Below are 17,548 nucleotides of genomic sequence, written 5' to 3' on the forward strand. Positions count from 1 at the left end.
CCCAGCGATCTCAGGCGTTACCGGACAGCTTCAGGCGCGCCGCCTGGGTGAAGTCCAGCATGCGATTCAGCGGCTTGATCGCCTTGGGCACCAGGGCCGGGTCGACAAAAATCTCGTTGCTGCCATTACGCAGGCAGTCCAGCACCCGCTCCAGGGTGTTCATCGCCATCCACGGGCAGTGCGCACAGCTGCGGCATGCCGCACCGTTGCCAGCGGTGGGGGCTTCGACAAACTCCTTGTCCGGGCACAACTGCTGCATCTTGTAGAAGATGCCGCGGTCGGTGGCGACGATGAAGGTCTTGTTTGGCAGGGTTTGCGCCGCCTTGATCAGTTGGCTGGTGGACCCCACCGCATCGGCCAACTCGATCACCGCTTCAGGCGACTCGGGGTGCACCAGGATCGCTGCGTCCGGGTACAGCGCCTTCATGTCGGCCAACTGGCGCGACTTGAACTCTTCGTGAACGATGCAGGCACCGTCCCACAGCAGCATGTCGGCACCGGTCTGCTTCTGGATGTAACGGCCCAGGTGCTGGTCTGGGCCCCAGATGATGGTTTCGCCGTTATCCATCAGGCTTTCGACGATTTCCAGCGCGCAGCTTGAAGTCACCACCCAGTCGGCACGGGCCTTCACGGCAGCCGAAGTGTTGGCATAGACCACCACAGTGCGCTCGGGGTGCTGGTCGCAGAAGGCTGAGAACTCTTCAACTGGGCAGCCCAGGTCGAGCGAGCAGGTGGCCTCCAGGGTGGGCATCAGCACGCGTTTTTCCGGGGTGAGGATTTTTGCGGTTTCGCCCATGAAGCGCACACCGGCCACGATCACCGTTTCGGCCGGGTGATTTTTGCCAAAGCGGGCCATCTCCAGCGAATCGGACACGCAGCCGCCGGTTTCTTCAGCCAAGGCCTGGATGACAGGGTCGCAGTAATAGTGGGCAACCAGCACGGCGTTCTGGGCCTTGAGCTCGGCAGCGATGGCCGCACGGTATTCGGCCTCCTGCTCGGCTGTCAGCGGGTTGGGCTGCTTGGCGTCGAGGTGAGCCTGAACCAACAGGCGTTCGGAAATCTGGGTCATGATCGCTGGACCTGCAGGCGCGCGCGCGCATCAAATCGAGTGTATCACCCGGCCCTGACAGATCGGCTAAGGGTGCCGGACGGCACGCAGGCCGCCACGGCCCTCTGCGGGCGCGGATTATTATCGGAGGCCGAAGGCTACAGACAATCCAGCGATTACTAAAGTGGTTTTTGTGTTGTCACCCGAGCGACTGCAATGAGCGTTGTGTAGGAGCAGCCCTTTCGACTCAAGGCCGCTCCTACAAAACAGCGTTGCCTGACAAAGCGGGTGTCAACCCTGCGGCGACAGTGCTGCCAGGTGCGCTGCCATGAGCATGGCAAACGCTTCCACGGTCATTTTCCTGCCGTTGAAGTCGACCATGCCATCGGCATAGTGCAGGCTGCTCACCACATCGTTGCCTTCAACGGTGGCCAGGCCACTTTGCAGCGCCATCATGCCGACCATCTCCCCCGCCTGGCTCGATTGCATGGCAATCGCCTGGGCATCAGTCTGGCCATCCAGCAGCGCCTGCAAGGTCGCCAGGTCACCCATCATCGGCTTGGAGAGCGATAGCTTGCCCTTCACCTCGGTGATCAGTTGCTTGCTCAACTGGTCTGGCGGCAGATCGAAGCTGGCTGGGGCGGCGAAGGCCATCGACAGGTTGAAACGGCTCTCGCCATTGGCGGTCTTGAACGCCAGGTTTTCTATCGCCACCTTGGGCCTGGCGGCCAGCAGTTGCCGCAGGTCGCCCTGGAATTTGGCCTTCTCAGCGTCGTCCATGCGGATCTGCGGTACAGGCTGGCCAGCGGCAGACGCTGCCTCGAACTCCGGCAAGTGCGCCTGGTACCACTTCGACAACGCCTGCAATGCCGGTGCGTTGACCGAGGTGACACTCACCACCATCTGCGCCTTGCCCACCGCACGGCCATCCCAGGTCATGTCGCCGACCTTGTACTCCACGCGACCGCCCACGGTATCCGGGCCATCGAGGGCTTGCAGGACATTCTGCTCCAGGCCCTTGATCTGCAGCACCTGCTGTTTCGGCCCCAGGGTGACCTTGGTTTCGGCCAGCACCAGGTCGACGTTACCCACATAGACAGTGTCGTGCGGGGTGGCGGCCAAGTTGCCGCCAACCTTCAGGCCTTTGAGTTCGAACGTGGCAGGCGGCTGATCATCGCGCACAAGTTTCATCACGAAACGGTCGGCCTGCCCGTGGAATTTCGAAGCCTTGCCCTCCTTGTCGCCACTGACCTCCAGCTGCATACCCGAGAAGTCGAGGCTGTTGCCGTCCGCCTCGTCAAGCTTGACCGGCGCCAGCCGGACCTGGCTGGCCACACTGCCGCCGTACCCCAGGCTGGTCTGTGCACTGATCGGGGCCTGCTCGCCTGCGGCAGCGAACCACGCGGCGGTGGCATCGTCCTTCTGCAAGGTGCTGTTGCTGACCGCCATCACCGGCATCAGCTTCAACGCCTTTACCCGCGACCAGGGAAAGGGGCCGTGCTCAATCTGGTCGGTCACGCCCACGTCGAAATTTACCACCTCGCCTTCACCCAGGTTTATGTCGCGGGCCTTGAGCCGGTACTGGGCGGTAGTGCTGAAGAAATGCTGCTCCAGCGATACCCGTTCGATGCTCATGCTGCCGCCGGTGGTCACCAGGGCCTTCTTGAGTTCGGCGTTGCTGCGGGCAACGGCGTTGTCCAGTTCGGCTGGCAGTTGCTTGCCGGTGTACCAGGCGCCAGCGGTAGATGCGACGGCAATGGCGATCGCCAGGCCGGAAAGAATGCCAACTGATTTCTTCATGAATAGAACCGATTGTCCGTAAGGGCTTCATTGGGCGAGCAAAGGCCACGCAGGAGGCGAAGATTAACACTGCGATGGAAGACGAGGGCCAGCCTTCACCGAGAAATCCATTTTTCAGAACCATCTGACACGCATCCCCGGGAGGCACATTCGTTAATTTTTACGAACATTCAAATTGATCAAAACCGCAAAAAAACGCGCAAAAACCGAACAAAACCCCTTATAAATCGATAAATATTTCAATTCAGTAACATCTTGTCATGTTTAACTTGACACCAACCTACCCATCGTTTTTTATTTTCACCACTTAGCGCGTCCCCCGCGCCTTCTGCTGCTCCTACAAAAAAGGTGAACAACATGGAGCCCACCCGCTCGCCCTTGCCGTATGCGCAATACACCGTGCCCGCCGTTTACGCCCAGCACCAGGAGCCATGTCAGCATGCAGCCTGATCACAGCGCTTCCGGCAACGGCCAACTTCGCAAAACCCTGCGCCTCTGGCACGTGATCATCATTGGCCTGGCCTACCTGACCCCAATGACCGTGTTCGACACCTTCGGCATCGTCAGCGGCATCACCGCCGGCCATGTGCCCAGCGCCTACATCCTGGCGCTGGCGGGCATCCTGTTCACCGCCGTAAGCTACGGCACCCTGGTAAAACGCTTTCCGCAGTCGGGCTCGGCGTATACCTACACACAACGTGCGATCAACCCGCATGTGGGCTTCCTGGTCGGCTGGTCGTCGCTGCTGGATTACCTGCTGCTGCCGATGGTCAACGCGCTGCTGGCCAAGCTGTACCTCTCGGCCATGTTCCCTGAAGTACCAGAGTGGCTGTGGGTCGTCGGCTTCGTCACCTTGATCAGCCTGATCAACATGCGCAGCGTGAACCTGGTGGCGCACTTCAACCTGCTGTTTGTAGGCGTTCAGGTGGCGATCATCGCCGTGTTCATCTACTTGTGCGTGCGCGGCCTGGGCCAGGGTGAAGGGCTGGGCACCACCTGGAGCTTGCTGCCGTTCGCCGACAGCCAGACCCACCTCAGCGCGCTGGCTGCCGGTGCCACCATCCTGTGCTTCTCGTTCCTGGGCTTCGACGCGGTCACCTGCCTGTCCGAAGAAACCCGTGACCCGGCCAAGACGATCCCACGGGCGATCTTCCTGACCGCACTGATCGGTGGCGTGGTGTTCATCACCGTGTCGTACTTCATCCAGGCCTACTTCCCGACCATGGCGCGCTTCCACGACCAGGAAGCGGCCCTGCCGGAAATCGCCCTGTACGTCGGCGGCAAGCTGTTCCAGTCGGTATTCATCGCCTGCACCGTGATCAACACCATCGCGTCTGGCCTGGCTTCGCAAACCAGCGTGTCGCGCCTGCTGTACGTGATGGGCCGCGACAACGTGATCCCCGCCAGCCTCTTTGCCCGCCTGCACTCGCGCTACAAGACGCCGGTGCTGAACATTGCGGTGGTGGGGCTGATTTCGCTGTCAGCGATCTTCTTCGACCTGGTTACCGCGACCTCGATCATCAACTTCGGCGCACTGGTCGCATTCAGCTTCGTCAACCTGTCGGTGATCAACCACTGCTACCTGCGCGAAGGCAACCGCAAAGGCCTGGCCAACCAACTGAAGTACCTGGTGCTGCCTACCATCGGCTTCTGCATCATCGTCTCGCTGTGGCTGGACCTGAATGTGCACTCGCTGATGTTTGGCGGCATCTGGGCAACGCTCGGGTTGATCTACCTGGGCTGGCTGACCAAAGCCTTCCGGTCGGCACCGCCCAACTACATCGCCGAATGACCCCTGCTGCCGACAACGCCCGCGCCTGACCGCGGGCGTTGTACTTGCCCGAAAAGGAAAGCCCTCATGCCGCTGCGTCGCCTCTCCATCCAGTGGAAGATCACCCTGCTCGCCGGCCTGTGCCTGCTGGCCATTGTCGCCTTGCTGGTGGCCACCTCGCTGACCCAGGCGCAGCGCAGCGCTGCCTTGGTCAGCCAGGCCAGCACCGCCATGCTCGACAACAGTGCGCGCCAGCGCCTGCAGGCCCACGCGCAAACCCAGGCCCTGCGGGTGCAGCGCTACTTCATGGACGCCTATCAGTACGCCAATGGCTTTGCCCGCCTGGTGCAGGTACTCAAGGCCCGAGGCGGCAGTGACCTGCGCGCCGAGCTGACGCGCCAGGCCCGTGCCAGCCTGGCCGGCAACCCGGATGTAATCGGCCTGTACCTGGTGTTCCAGCCCAACGCACTGGACCAGCAGGACAGCCAGCACCTTGGCCAGGAGGCGATGGGTAGCAATGAACGCGGGCGTTTCTCGTTGTACTGGTCACAACCGCGCCCCGGCGCCCTGGAACTTGAAGCCATGCCGGAAGCCATGCTTGGCGATGCCAGCATTGGCAGCAACGGCGCAGCGAAGAACCGTTGGCTGACCTGCCCGCAGGACACCGCCACTACCTGCATGCTCGAACCGTACCTCGACGAGGTCAATGGCCGTCAGGTGCTGATGACCAGCATCGCCCTGCCACTGCTGGAACAGGGCAAGGTTGTCGGCGTGGTCGGCCTGGACATTGGCCTGGCCAACCTGCAGCAACTGAGCCTGGACGGCCGCCGCGAGCTGTTCGATGGCCAGGGCCATGTGAGTATTGCCAGCGCAGCCGGCCTGCTGGCTGGCAACAGTCGTGACGCCAGCGTGCTCGGTAAGCCCATGGACAATGCAGTAGCCGACGGCCTGCTGCGCGTGGCCCACCCCTTCGCCCCGATCCCTGGCGCAGCCCCTTGGCAGGTGTTGCTGGAACTGCCGGAAAGCGTGCTGCAGGCACCCGCCGTAGCCCTCAACCAGCGCCTGGACGCCCATAGCCAGAATGCCAACCTCAACAGCCTGCTGATCGGCCTTGGCGCTGCCATCGCAGGCTTGCTGCTGGTGTGGTTGACCGCACGCGGCGTCACCCGGCCAATACTGGCCGTGGCCGCACGCCTGCAAGATATTGCCAGCGGCGAAGGCGACCTCACGCGCCGCCTGGACTACGCCCGCCAGGACGAACTGGGCCAGCTCACCCACTGGTTCAACCGCTTCCTCGACAAACTGCAACCCGTCATCGCTCAGGTCAAGGGCTCGCTGCAGGAGGCCCGCGGCACCGCCGACCAGTCTGCCGCCATCGCCAGCCAGACCAGCAACGGCATGCAGCAGCAGCACCGTGAAATCGAGCAAGTGGCCACGGCGGCCAACGAGATGAGCGCCACCGCCCTGGATGTTGCACACAATGCCTCACAGGCGGCCCAGGCCGCACGGGCCGCCGACCAGGCCAGCCGCGAAGGCCTGCAACTGATCGACAGCACCCGCCAGGGCATCGATCGCCTGGCCGCCGGCATGAACACTGCCATGGACGAGGCCCGAGCACTGGAGGGTCGCAGCGGCCAGATAGGCTCGGTGCTGGAGGTGATTCGCACCATCGCCGAGCAGACCAACCTGCTGGCACTCAATGCAGCCATCGAAGCCGCCCGTGCGGGCGAAGCCGGGCGTGGTTTTGCCGTGGTCGCCGATGAGGTGCGCGGCCTGGCCCAGCGCACGCAGGTGTCGGTGGAGGAAATTCGCCAGGTCATCGAAGGCCTGCAGCAAGGCACCCAAGATGTCGTGGGCGCCATGCACGAAGGCCAGCGCCAGGCCCAGGCCAGCGCGGCACGCATGGAACAGGCGCTGCCTGCACTGCAGCGCATTGGCGAGGCGGTGACTGTGATCAGCGACATGAACCTGCAGATTGCCTCTGCGGCCGAAGAACAGAGCGCGGTGGCCGAGGAAGTGAACCGTAACGTGGCAGGCATCCGGGATGTGACAGAATCACTGGCTGGCCAGGCCGACGAATCGGCGCGCATCAGCCAGGCGCTGAACCGGCTGGCCAACCAGCAACAGGCGCTGATGGAGCAATTCCGCGTCTAACCTGCAAGGGCCCTTTCGCGGGCACGCCCGCTCCCACAGGTGCGTGGTCGCCTTCCAGGCCAACGCAGGCTCGGCGGGAGCGGGCGTGCCCGCGAAGAAGCCCGTACAGCCACCACAGCATTATCGTTTTTACTGAGCACACGTCATGCAAACCGCAACCCGATCCACCTTCTTCGACATCACCAGCGAACAGGGCCTGTTACGCACCTCGATTGCCGTCACCCTGTTCATCGCCACCATAGGCATCGCCTTCGGCCTGGCCTCCGGCTCATTCTCCATCGTCTTCGACGGCGTGTACTCGCTGGTCGACGCCAGCATGAGCGGCCTTTCACTTGTAGTGGTCAAGCTGATTACCTCGCACACCACCAGCGTGCAGATGTCACGCAAGCTACGTGAGCGTTTCACCATGGGCTTCTGGCACCTGGAACCGATGGTCCTGGCACTCAACGGCATCCTGCTTAGCGGCGTGGCCATCTACGCGCTGATCAACGCCGTCAGCAGCCTGTTGCAAGGCGGGCGTCACCTGGAGTTCGGTATTGCCATGGTCTATGCCGTGCTGACCGTAATCACCTGCGTGACCATCGCCGTCGTCGAAGCCCGCGCCAACCGCAAGCTGAAGTCAGACTTCGTGCGCATGGACGTCAAGGGCTGGGTGATGTCGGCCAGCATCACCGCCGCGTTGCTGATCGCCTTCTGCTTTGGTTACGCGGTGCAAGGCACATCGCTGGAGTGGGTGTCGCCGTACATCGACCCGGCGGTGCTGGCGCTGGTGTGCCTGGTGATCATTCCGCTGCCGCTGTCGGTGGTCCGCCAGGCGCTGTCTGAAATCTTTCTGGTTACCCCCGGCGACCTCAAGCTGCACGTCGATGAAGTGGCCAAGGCCTTTGTCGCCCGCCACGGGCTGCAGTCGTACCGTGCCTATGTCGCCAAGGTTGGGCGCTCACGAGAGATTGAGCTGTATTTCATCGTGCCAAAGACAATGGCCGCAAAGACCATCGATGAATGGGATACGTGGCGCAACGAGATTGGTGATGCAGTAGGCGGTGAAGGGCCGGACCGCTGGCTGACGGTGGTATTCACAGGCGACCCCGAGTGGGCCGAGTAAGCTGGGGGCGCTGTGCGCCCCAAGATCGCGAAAACGAAAAAGCCCGCGACCATTTCTGGTAGCGGGCTTTGACGTACTGCGTATGGTGGGTCGTGTAGGATTCGAACCTACGACCAATTGGTTAAAAGCCAACTGCTCTACCAACTGAGCTAACGACCCATTGATGGCGCGTATAATACTGATTTCTAAAGAGAAATCAATACCCCATCACAGTTTTTTCAAACATACCGCGTAGGGTCTGGTACCTCAGCCGCCTTGAAGCCGTCGGCGCGCAGGCGGCAGCTGTCGCATTTGCCACAGGCGCGGCCATCATCGTCGGCCTGGTAGCAGGAAACGGTCAGGCTGTAATCCACGCCACGGGCCATGCCGGCCTGCACGATCTGCGCCTTGCTCATGTTTTGCAGCGGCGCCTGAATACGGAAGCCCTGCCCTTCTACGCCCGCCTTGGTAGCCAGGTTGGCCATGCGCTCGAAGGCTTCGACAAACTCGGGACGGCAATCGGGATAACCGGAGTAATCCACGGCATTGACGCCGATGAAGATGTCACGCGCCTCCAGCACTTCTGCCCAGCCCAGGGCCAGCGACAGGAACACGGTATTTCGCGCCGGCACGTAGGTGACCGGGATGCCTTCGCTTGGGGCTTCAGGTACGTCGATGCTGCTGTCGGTCAACGCCGAACCACCGATACCGTCGAGGTTCAGGCCGATTACCTTGTGCTCGACCACGCCCAGGTCCCGGGCGACACGGGCAGCTGCATTCAGCTCGGCACGGTGGCGTTGGCCATAGTCGAAGCTCATGGTGTAGCAGCTGTAGCCTTCGGCCTTGGCCATGGCTACGACGGTGGCGGAATCAAGGCCGCCAGACAGCAGGATTACTGCGCGTTTCTCAGTCATGTGCTTTTACTCTCAATCAACGTCCGGGTTCGTCGTTCCACAGCAGCTTGTGCAACTGCAGCTGGAAACGTACGGGCAGGTTGTCGGCAACGATCCAGTCGGCCAGGTCGCTTGCGCTCACCTGGTGGTGGCTTGGCGAAAACAGCACCTCGCCGGCGCGCTCGGCCAGGTTGTACTGGATCAACTTGGAGACAGCCCAGTCATAGTCCTCGCGCGAGCAGATGACGAACTTGACCTGGTCGTTGCGGGTGAGCTGCTCGATGTTCTCGTAGCGGTTACGGTGGGACTCTTCCGACCCAGGGGTCTTGAGGTCGACCACACGGCTGACGCGCACATCGGTGCCCGAGATATCCAGGGCGCCACTGGTCTCCAGCGAGACCTCATAGCCGGCGTCGCACAGTCGTTGCAGCAACGGCAAGGCATTCGGCTGGGCCAGCGGCTCGCCACCTGTCACGCACACGTAGCGAGGCTTGAAGCCGGCAACCTGCTCAAGGATCGAATCGAGGGTACGAACAGTGCCGCCAGTGAAGGCATAGGCACTGTCGCAGTACTGGCAGCGCAGGGGGCAGCCGGTAAGGCGCACGAATACGGTGGGCAGGCCAGCCGTTCGCGTTTCACCCTGCAAAGAGTAAAAGACTTCTGTGATGCGTAATGTGTCTTGCATGCTCGCCACGGGCGTGACAGCTAAACAGGCTGTCCGCCTCCGTCAGGCACTGTCGCGGACTCGACATGGCGTTATCCGCAGCAGCGTGTTTACGAAAAAAGGGCAGTGATTCTAACGAAAAAACCCGCGACTGGCGCGGGTTTCTTTCGAGCGGTACAGCTGCAGGGCTCAGAGCTTCTGCAAGTCACGCTGGGCCAGCTGCGCGGCGGAGGTGCCGGGGTACTGGGTGATGACCTGCTGCAGGATGCCCTTGACCTTGTCGGTGTGGCCCATGCGGCGCTCGACATCGGCCAGTTTGTACAGCGAATCCGGCACCTTGCTGTGCTTGGGATACTTCTGGCTGACCTGGGCGAAGGCCTGGCTGGCAGCCGGAAGGTCGCCTTTGGCCAGGTTCACTTCACCCAGCCAGTACTGGGCGTTGCCGGCGTACTGGCTGTTGGGGTACTTGCGCAGGAAGGCATTGAAGGCCTGGCTGGCCTTATCGAAGTCTTTCTGCTTGATCAGGTCGAAAGCAGCATCGTAGTAGAGCTTTTCTTTCGCGGGATCACCAGGCTCGCTACTGGCGGCCGGTTGTTGCGCAGCAGCACCAGCTGCTGCAGCGGGGGCGGCATTTGAAGCACCACCACCGGAGGAATTGTCAGGGGTCGCGGCAGGTGCAGCGCCACTGTTGATGCGACGGTCCAGGTCCTGGTATCGCTCCAGGTTTTCCTGCTTCATGCGCGACACATCGTTCTGCAGCTCTTCGATGATGCCTTGCTGGCGGGAAAGCTGGTCCTGCATCTGTTGCAGCTGCATGAACAGCTGGCCCTGTGCAGAGGCAGGGGCCGAAGCCCCTGACCCGGCATAGGCGCCGCTCGTGCCATAACCCACAGGCGGATAGCTGCCTGCGTTGTCATCTACTACAGGGACCTCAGCCCAGGCCGCGAGCGGCAGGCTGAGTGCGAGGACGGTTACTACACGGCGGCACATACGCATAAGAACTTACTTACGCAGTTCTACGCGGCGGTTCTGAGCCCAGGATTGCTCGTCGTTGCCAGTGGCAACAGGACGCTCTTCACCGTAGGAGACCAGTTCCAGCTGAGCAGGGGAAACACCCTGCAGAACCAGGTAGCGTTGAACGGCCTTGGCACGACGCTCACCCAGAGCCATGTTGTACTCGCGGGTGCCGCGCTCGTCGGTGTTGCCTTCCAGGACAACGCGGTTGCCGTTGGACTTCAGGTCCTTGGCGTGAACGTCCAGAGCGCGCATGGCTTCTGGCTTCAGGTCCGAGCTGTCGTATTCGAAGTAGAAGGTGGTGATTGCGCGCAGGGCGGCTTCTTCGCTCAGGGAGCCGTCAACAGCGCCAGTGTTGGCACCGTAGCCAGCGTTCGGATCTACAGCAGCGCCTTCGCCTGCGTTGTCACCGCCCTTCGAGGAGCAACCTACAGCTACAGCCATGGCCAGAGCCAGCGCAGCGAATTTACCAAACTTCAGCATTTCCATCGTGAAACTCCTAATGAAACCCCAGTGTGTTAAGCAAAACGTATTACGCCGCAATCAGTTCAGGTAAGGGGACCAGGACGGTTCTCTGACTTCGCCTTGAGCGGTAGGAAGTGGGAGCCTCACGCGGCCATTAAGCGACACGAGCATCAAGACTCCCCGGCCCTGCTGGCGGGTGGCGTAGATTAGCATGGTGCCGTTTGGCGCAACAGTGGGAGACTCATCAAGACTTGTTTCCGAGAGAATCTTTACACTTCCGCGTTGCAAGTCCTGTGCCGCCACTTTGAAGTTGGTAAAGCCCTGTTGGCGATGAATCATCACCAAGGTCTTTTCGTCAGCCGACAGTTTCGGGTTGGCGTTGTAGTTGCCCACGAAGGTGACGCGCTCGGCACCACCACCGCTGACCGATTGTTTGTAGATCTGCGGTTTGCCGCCACGGTCGGACGTGAAGTAAAGGGTATTGCCGTCTTTACCCCAGAACGGCTCGGTGTTGATACCCGGGCCTGCGGTAACTCGGCTGATCTGGCGCGACGCCACGTTCATCACATAGATGTCAGGGTTGCCGTCCTTCGACAGCACGAACGCCAGGCGCGAACCATCAGGCGACCAGGCTGGCGCACCGTTCAGGCCTTCGAAGTTGGTCACCTGCTCGCGGCGGCCAGTGTCGATGTTCTGAATGAAGATGCGCGGACGCTTCTGCTCGAACGACACATAGGCGATACGCTTGCCATCCGGTGCAAAGCGAGGCGACAGGATCGGCTCGCGCGATTGCAGCAGGGTGACCGCACGCGCACCGTCGTAGTCCGAACGCTGCAACGTGTAGCGGGTGTTGTTGGTGGAGAAACGCTCGGCCGTCACGTACAGCATACGGGTTGAGAACGCGCCCTTGATGCCGGTGAGCTTCTCGAACGACTGGTCGGCAATGTAGTGCGCCATATCACGCAACTGGTCGGTGCTGCCGGCCACGCTACCGGTCAGCACTTGCTGCTCGGTGGCGACGTTGAACAGCGCGTACTGTACCTGCAGGCGACCGCCGGACGGCACGATGCTGCCAACCATCACGTACTGGGCACCCAGTGCTTTCCAGTCACGGAAGATCACTTCGCTGGCCTGCGACGGCTGGCTGATCATGTTCTGCCGCGGAATCGGCGAGTAGTACCCGGAGTTGCGCAGATCGTTGCCGATGATATCGGCAATGTCTTCGGGCAGCACGCTGCCGCCCTGCAAGCCGAACGGCACTACCGCGATGGGTGTTGCCCGGTCGCTGCCGCTGGTGACCAGGATGTTCTTTTCCTCTGCCACCGCCATGCCTGCCACGCAGCAGAGCATGACCAGCAGTCCTCTCAGACGTTTAATCACAACGCTAGATCCTCAGGTGTAAATGTCATCTTGAACGAACGATATGGATTGAAATCGCTCGGCTTCATACCCTGCATCTCGGTCAAACGACCAATGTTCTTCACCGCTGCCACCGCCGAACTGTCGAACGGGCCGTCACCACTGGAACGGGCCACGCTGACACTGGTGATGGTGCCGTCCGGCAACATGTTGACCTGCAGGGTCACCGTCATGCCCTTGCGCGCGGAAGGCGGTCGTGCCCAGCCCTCGGCCGCGCGCATGCGGATCAGGTCGTCAAAGCCACCGACTACCTGGTCACCCTGCTCGTCAGCCAGCGCCTGCTGCCGCTCGGTGGTGTCGGACAACAGCTCGGCCAAGGCCTGGGCTTTTTTGTCTTCTGCCGCCTTGCGGGCCGCTTCCTGTGCCTTTTTCTTCTGGGCGTCTGCAGCGGCCTTTTTCTTGGCCTCTTCAGCTGCCTTTTTCTTGGCGTCCTCGGCCGCCGCTTTCTTCTTGGCGTCCTCGGCTGCTTTCTTCTTGGCCTCTTCGGCTGCCTTTTTCTTGGCGTCCTCGGCGGCTTGCTTCTTCGCCTCTTCAGCGGCCTCTTTCTTGGCCTCTTCTTCGGCTTTTTTCTTGGCTTCTTCCTCGGCCTTTTTCTTGGCGATGTCGGCCTGCTGCTTCTCGGCGGCCTTCTTAGCCTCTTCGGCCTTCTTGGCTTCTGCGGCTTTCTTGGCCTCGGTAGCCTTGGCGGCTTCGGCAGCCTTGGCAGCGTCCTCGGCTTTTTTCGCCTCGGCGGCTTCGCGAGCCTCTTCGGCCTTTTGAGCGGCGTCGGCCTTCTTTTGTTCCGCGGCCTTCACGGCCTCCTGTTCGACCTTCTTCTGCTCCAGTTGCTCGACCTCGGTCTGGCGCGAAGCGGTTTTCTTCGCCTCCCCGGCAATCTTCTGATTGGTCTGGGTGGTCGCCTGGCTCTTGGATTTGAGCTGGTACAGGGTAGCCTGAACAATCGGCTTGGAAGGCGGCAGTTCTGGCGTCATGGCAAAACTGACGAACAGCATGGCGAACACCAGCACATGCAGGCCGATGGCCCAGACACTGGGCCAGAAGTAGCTTTCCGAGGCGGATGGCTCTCGCTGTTGCATCAGGGCGCCTCGGTAATCAGGCCAACGTTACCGACACCGGCCTTCTGCAACCCGCCCATGGCACCCATGACCGCGCCATAGTCGACAGCCTTGTCGCCACGAATGAACACCTGGGTTTGCTTGCCCTGGTCACGGCCGGCAGCAATGATCTTGGTCACGGCATTGGTCATGTCAGGCAAGGTCATGGCCTTGTCCATCTGCTTGTCGGTATCGACTTCGCTGCCAAGGTTCCAGTAATAGGTTTTATCGGCCTTGATGGAAATGGTGAGGATCTGGACGTTGTTGTCCTGCGGCAAGGCTTCACTGGAAACCTTGGGCAGGTCGACCTTCACGCCCTGGTTGAGCATGGGCGCCGTGACCATGAAGATGACCAGCAGCACCAGCATCACGTCGATGTAGGGCACCACGTTCATCTCGGCGACGGGCTTGCGTTTGTGGCGAACTCGGGCCATGGGCTTCTACCTGATTACTCTTCGCTGGTGTGCACTTTGCGGTGCAGGATCGCCTGGAACTCGTCGGCGAAGGTGTAGTAACGACCGATCAGCACTTCGCTGCGCGCGGCAAAACGGTTGTAGGCGATTACCGCCGGGATTGCTGCAAACAGGCCAATGGCGGTGGCGATCAGCGCTTCGGCGATCCCCGGGGCAACGGTTGCCAGGGTGGCCTGCTGGGCACTGGCCAGGCCGCGGAAGGAGTTCATGATGCCCCATACGGTACCAAACAGGCCGATGTACGGGCTGGTGGAACCGACGGTGGCCAGGAACGGCAGGCTCTGCTCGAGTTTTTCTTCCTCGCGCGAGATGGCAACGCGCATGGCACGGCCAACGCCTTCCATGACCGCGTCAGGGTCAACGCCCGGCTGCTGACGCAGGCGCGAGAACTCTTTGAAGCCGGCACGGAAGACCTGCTCCACGCCAGAATCCGGGTCGGGGTTGCTGCCTGCCTGGCGGTACAGCTTGGACAGGTCGATGCCCGACCAGAAGCGCTCCTCGAAGGCATCCAGCGCACGACGACCAGCGCGCAGCATGGTGCTGCGCTGAAAGATCATGATCCATGAGGTGACCGAGGCGGCCACCAGAATCAGCATTACCAGCTGTACCACCAAGCTGGCATTGCTGACCAGACTCCACATGGAGGTATGGTCGACGACGTTAGCTTCCACGCTTATTCTCCTGCATTCGATTGATTACCCGAGCCGTCCGCCGCAAAGGCGTCGCGCAGCTGGGGGGGTATGGCTCGGGGTTTGAAAGTGTCGGCGCGCACGGCGGCCACCAGGAACTGCCCTTCGCAAAGCAGCGTTTCATCCTTTTCCCGCCAGACCTGCTGTACAAAACGCAGGCTGGCGCGATTGAGTTCAAGTACGTGCGCGGTCACCCGCAATTCGTCATCCAGCCGCGCCGGCGCGTGATAACGCGCTTCGCTGGAATGGACCACGAACAGCAGGTTGTCTTCAGCCAGCTGCGACTGGGAAAACCCCAGGTGCCGCAAGCGTTCGGTGCGCGCGCGCTCCATGAATTTCAGGTAGTTGACGTAATACACCACACCGCCCGCATCGGTATCTTCGTAATAGACGCGACAACGGTGTGCGAACGGTTCGAGCTGATTTTGCGCGCGCATACTCTAGTGCTTACTCCTCAGCTTGCCAATCCGCTGTGGCAACTGTTTTTTCTTCATTAATGTCTTATTGCCAGCGCACCCTTGGCATGCCAGCGGTAGGACCACGAAAAGTCGCTTTTGATCTGTCATTCATCGCCTGGCTCGGGAAAATCACCGCCCTCCCCCAAACGCCCGGGAATATTCAGGCCAAAGTGCAGGTAGGCATGCCGGGTGACCACGCGACCGCGCGGCGTGCGCATGATGTAGCCCTGCTGGATCAGGTACGGCTCCAGCACATCTTCGATGGTATGGCGCTCTTCGCTGATGGCCGCAGCCAGGTTGTCCACCCCTACCGGGCCGCCATCGAACTTCTCGATCATGGTCAGCAGCAGGCGGCGGTCGGAATGGTCGAAGCCACGTTCGTCGACATCCAGCAGGTTCAGCGCCATGTCGGCCACGGCCTTGGTGATCTGGCCCTTGCCGCGCACCTCGGCGTAGTCGCGCACGCGGCGCAGCAGGCGGTTGGCGATACGCGGAGTGCCACGGGCACGTCGGGCAATCTCGTAGGCGCCCTGGTCTTCGATGACCAGGCCAAGGATGTTGGCCGAACGGCTGACGATGGTGGCCAGGTCCTTGTCGCTGTAGAACTCCAGGCGCTGGACAATACCGAAGCGGTCACGCAACGGGTTGGTGAGCATGCCGGCACGGGTGGTAGCCCCTACCAGGGTGAACGGTGGCAGATCGAGTTTGATCGAGCGGGCCGCCGGGCCTTCGCCGATCATGATGTCGAGCTGGAAGTCCTCCATGGCCGGGTACAGCACCTCTTCGACAACCGGTGACAAGCGGTGGATCTCGTCGATGAACAGCACGTCGTGCGGTTCGAGGTTGGTCAGCATGGCTGCCAGGTCGCCGGGGCGCTCGAGGATCGGCCCCGAGGTGCTTTTTACCGACACGCCCATTTCATGGGCAATGATGTTGGCAAGAGTAGTCTTGCCCAGCCCGGGCGGGCCAAAAATCAGGGTGTGGTCAAGCGACTCGCTGCGGCCACGGGCGGCCTGGATGAACAGTGCCATCTGCTCGCGCACCACCGGCTGGCCGATGTAATCGTCCAGGCTCAGCGGGCGAATCGCACGGTCCTGGACCTCTTCGCGGTCGCGGCCACTGGCGGCAATCAGGCGGTCGGCTTCGATCACTTGGTAATCATCCCTTTCAGGCTGCGGCGGATCAGCTCTTCACTGCCAAGGCCGGCCTTGTCCTTGATCGCAGCGATTGCCTTGCTCGCTTCCTGCGGCTTGTAACCCAGCGATACCAAAGCACTGACGGCATCTGCCTCGGCGCTGGACTCGCTGGCGGCTGGCAACGGGCCATCGGACACCAGGGTAAACATGGCCGGCGAGGTTTCCCAGGCCTTGAAACGGTCCTTGAGCTCGACCAGCAGGCGTTCGGCGGTTTTCTTGCCGACGCCGGGCACGCGCACCAGGGCCGACGTGTCCTGGGCCTGCACGCAGCGGACCAGCTCGTCGACTTCCAGGCCGGACATCAGCGCCAATGCCAACTTGGGACCCACGCCATTGAGCCGGATAAGCTCGCGGAACAGCTCACGCTCGCGCTTTTCGGCGAACCCATAGAGCAAGTGGGCGTCTTCGCGCACGACCAGATGGGTGTGCACGGTGACGGGTTCGCCCACCTTGGGCAGACGGTACAGCGTAGTCATGGGAACTTCCAGTTCGTAACCCACGCCGTTGACGTCGATAATCAGGTGCGGCGGCTGTTTCTCCGCCAGGGTGCCGCGCAAACGTCCAATCACGTTCCGATCCTTCCTCTCGGGGAGCCGGTCAAAGACCGCTCAACCCTATCAGCAAATGCAACGGGTGAACGCATCACCCGCACAAAATGTGTATCAGCGCATGAAGCGCCTACAGACGCAAGCGCCCGCCGCGCCGCCGCGCCGTGGCCAGGCCATGGGGCACCAGGCTGGAACGGGTGTGGGCGTGGCACAGGGCGATAGCCAGGGCGTCCGAGGCGTCGATCTGCGGCTTTTGCGTCAGTTTCAGCAGGTGCATGACCATCATCATCACCTGCTCCTTGTTGGCCCCACCGGTCCCAGCCACCGCTTGCTTGACCTGGGTGGCGCTGTATTCAGCGATTTCGAGCCCGGCTTCGGCGGCAGCGACGATAGCCGCGCCGCGGGCCTGGCCGAGCTTTAGCGCCGAATCGGCATTGCGGGCCATGAACACCCGCTCGATGCCCATGGTCACCGGTTCATGCTGGGCGATGATTTCACTGACACCACGAAAAACGATCTGCAGCCGCTCGTGCAGCTCGCCGCTGCCGGTGCGGATGCAGCCCGACGCCACGTACTCGCAACCACGGGCGGTCTGGCGTACTACGCCGTAGCCGGTGATGCGCGAACCGGGGTCGATACCAAGAATCAGAGTCATAGTGCCTGTCGTAAAAATGATGCGTCTTTGCAAACTGTACCGGCCCTTTCGCGGGTAAACCCGCTCCCACAGGTACTGCACCGCATTCGAACGCGGTGCAGTACCTGTGGGAGCGGGTTTACC

General features: G+C 61.6%; 17 protein-coding genes and 1 tRNA gene. 3 read left to right on the top strand and 15 right to left on the bottom strand.

What is annotated here, in order from left to right; genetic code table 11:
* Positions 1-10: 10 nt before the first annotated feature.
* Both nadA and ACK1VC_RS28085 read right to left on the bottom strand, forming a co-directional pair.
* Positions 11-1,069 carry a quinolinate synthase NadA gene (gene nadA / locus ACK1VC_RS28080; protein ID WP_019472564.1) on the bottom strand — a complete coding sequence of 353 codons (1,059 nt, stop codon included), beginning with the start codon at positions 1,067-1,069 and terminating at the stop codon, positions 11-13.
* A 270-nt stretch (positions 1,070-1,339) separates the two neighbouring features.
* Positions 1,340-2,848, bottom strand: a complete 1,509-nt coding sequence (locus tag ACK1VC_RS28085) for a YdgA family protein (RefSeq protein ID WP_191086884.1) — start codon at positions 2,846-2,848, stop codon at positions 1,340-1,342.
* A 439-nt stretch (positions 2,849-3,287) separates the two neighbouring features.
* Here ACK1VC_RS28085 and ACK1VC_RS28090 point away from each other — a divergent pair, with 439 nt between their 5' ends.
* The 3 genes from ACK1VC_RS28090 (at position 3,288) to ACK1VC_RS28100 (ending at position 7,878) form a co-directional block, all read left to right on the top strand.
* Positions 3,288-4,640 carry an APC family permease gene (locus ACK1VC_RS28090; protein WP_016488645.1) on the top strand — a complete coding sequence of 451 codons (1,353 nt, stop codon included), beginning with the start codon at positions 3,288-3,290 and terminating at the stop codon, positions 4,638-4,640.
* A 66-nt stretch (positions 4,641-4,706) separates the two neighbouring features.
* Positions 4,707-6,773 carry a methyl-accepting chemotaxis protein gene (locus ACK1VC_RS28095; RefSeq protein ID WP_070086902.1) on the top strand — a complete coding sequence of 689 codons (2,067 nt, stop codon included), beginning with the start codon at positions 4,707-4,709 and terminating at the stop codon, positions 6,771-6,773.
* A 145-nt stretch (positions 6,774-6,918) separates the two neighbouring features.
* A complete protein-coding gene (locus tag ACK1VC_RS28100; RefSeq protein WP_016488647.1) occupies positions 6,919-7,878 on the top strand; it encodes a cation diffusion facilitator family transporter in 960 nt (319 codons plus the stop codon).
* Positions 7,879-7,961: 83 nt separating this feature from the next.
* Here the strand turns inward: ACK1VC_RS28100 and ACK1VC_RS28105 are convergent.
* The 13 genes from ACK1VC_RS28105 to ruvC all read right to left on the bottom strand — a co-directional run bounded on the left by ACK1VC_RS28105 (position 7,962) and on the right by ruvC (position 17,425).
* Positions 7,962-8,037: transfer RNA gene (locus tag ACK1VC_RS28105), tRNA-Lys, on the bottom strand.
* A gap of 59 nt (positions 8,038-8,096) precedes the next feature.
* Positions 8,097-8,771, bottom strand: a complete 675-nt coding sequence (gene queC, locus ACK1VC_RS28110; RefSeq protein WP_016488648.1) for a 7-cyano-7-deazaguanine synthase QueC — start codon at positions 8,769-8,771, stop codon at positions 8,097-8,099.
* Positions 8,772-8,787: 16 nt separating this feature from the next.
* Positions 8,788-9,435, bottom strand: a complete 648-nt coding sequence (gene queE / locus ACK1VC_RS28115; RefSeq protein WP_016488649.1) for a 7-carboxy-7-deazaguanine synthase QueE — start codon at positions 9,433-9,435, stop codon at positions 8,788-8,790.
* Between the two features lie 168 nt (positions 9,436-9,603).
* Positions 9,604-10,410 (bottom strand): tol-pal system protein YbgF, encoded by an 807-nt coding sequence (gene ybgF / locus ACK1VC_RS28120; protein ID WP_016488650.1) that lies wholly within the window; start codon positions 10,408-10,410, stop codon positions 9,604-9,606.
* A 6-nt stretch (positions 10,411-10,416) separates the two neighbouring features.
* A complete protein-coding gene (pal, locus tag ACK1VC_RS28125; RefSeq protein ID WP_012273762.1) occupies positions 10,417-10,917 on the bottom strand; it encodes a peptidoglycan-associated lipoprotein Pal in 501 nt (166 codons plus the stop codon).
* A gap of 54 nt (positions 10,918-10,971) precedes the next feature.
* Complete coding sequence (gene tolB, locus ACK1VC_RS28130; protein WP_012273763.1) at positions 10,972-12,243, bottom strand: Tol-Pal system beta propeller repeat protein TolB; 1,272 nt, start codon at positions 12,241-12,243, stop codon at positions 10,972-10,974.
* Positions 12,244-12,269: 26 nt separating this feature from the next.
* A complete protein-coding gene (tolA, locus tag ACK1VC_RS28135) occupies positions 12,270-13,388 on the bottom strand; it encodes a cell envelope integrity protein TolA (RefSeq protein WP_191086885.1) in 1,119 nt (372 codons plus the stop codon).
* Positions 13,388-13,840, bottom strand: a complete 453-nt coding sequence (tolR, locus tag ACK1VC_RS28140; protein ID WP_012273765.1) for a protein TolR — start codon at positions 13,838-13,840, stop codon at positions 13,388-13,390. The genes tolA and tolR overlap by 1 nt, the downstream gene beginning before the upstream one ends.
* Before the next feature lie 14 nt (positions 13,841-13,854).
* Complete coding sequence (tolQ, locus tag ACK1VC_RS28145) at positions 13,855-14,550, bottom strand: protein TolQ (RefSeq protein ID WP_191086886.1); 696 nt, start codon at positions 14,548-14,550, stop codon at positions 13,855-13,857.
* Between the two features lie 2 nt (positions 14,551-14,552).
* On the bottom strand, positions 14,553-15,005 hold the full coding sequence (gene ybgC, locus ACK1VC_RS28150; protein WP_016488652.1) for a tol-pal system-associated acyl-CoA thioesterase: 453 nt from the start codon (positions 15,003-15,005) through the stop codon (positions 14,553-14,555).
* Between the two features lie 125 nt (positions 15,006-15,130).
* Positions 15,131-16,177 (bottom strand): Holliday junction branch migration DNA helicase RuvB, encoded by a 1,047-nt coding sequence (gene ruvB / locus ACK1VC_RS28155; protein ID WP_191086887.1) that lies wholly within the window; start codon positions 16,175-16,177, stop codon positions 15,131-15,133.
* Complete coding sequence (ruvA, locus tag ACK1VC_RS28160) at positions 16,174-16,791, bottom strand: Holliday junction branch migration protein RuvA (RefSeq protein ID WP_016488654.1); 618 nt, start codon at positions 16,789-16,791, stop codon at positions 16,174-16,176. Before ruvA ends, ruvB begins: the two co-directional genes overlap by 4 nt.
* Before the next feature lie 109 nt (positions 16,792-16,900).
* Positions 16,901-17,425 carry a crossover junction endodeoxyribonuclease RuvC gene (gene ruvC, locus ACK1VC_RS28165; RefSeq protein WP_016498323.1) on the bottom strand — a complete coding sequence of 175 codons (525 nt, stop codon included), beginning with the start codon at positions 17,423-17,425 and terminating at the stop codon, positions 16,901-16,903.
* Positions 17,426-17,548: the final 123 nt, after the last annotated feature.

The organism is Pseudomonas sp. XP2 (assembly GCF_053557975.1).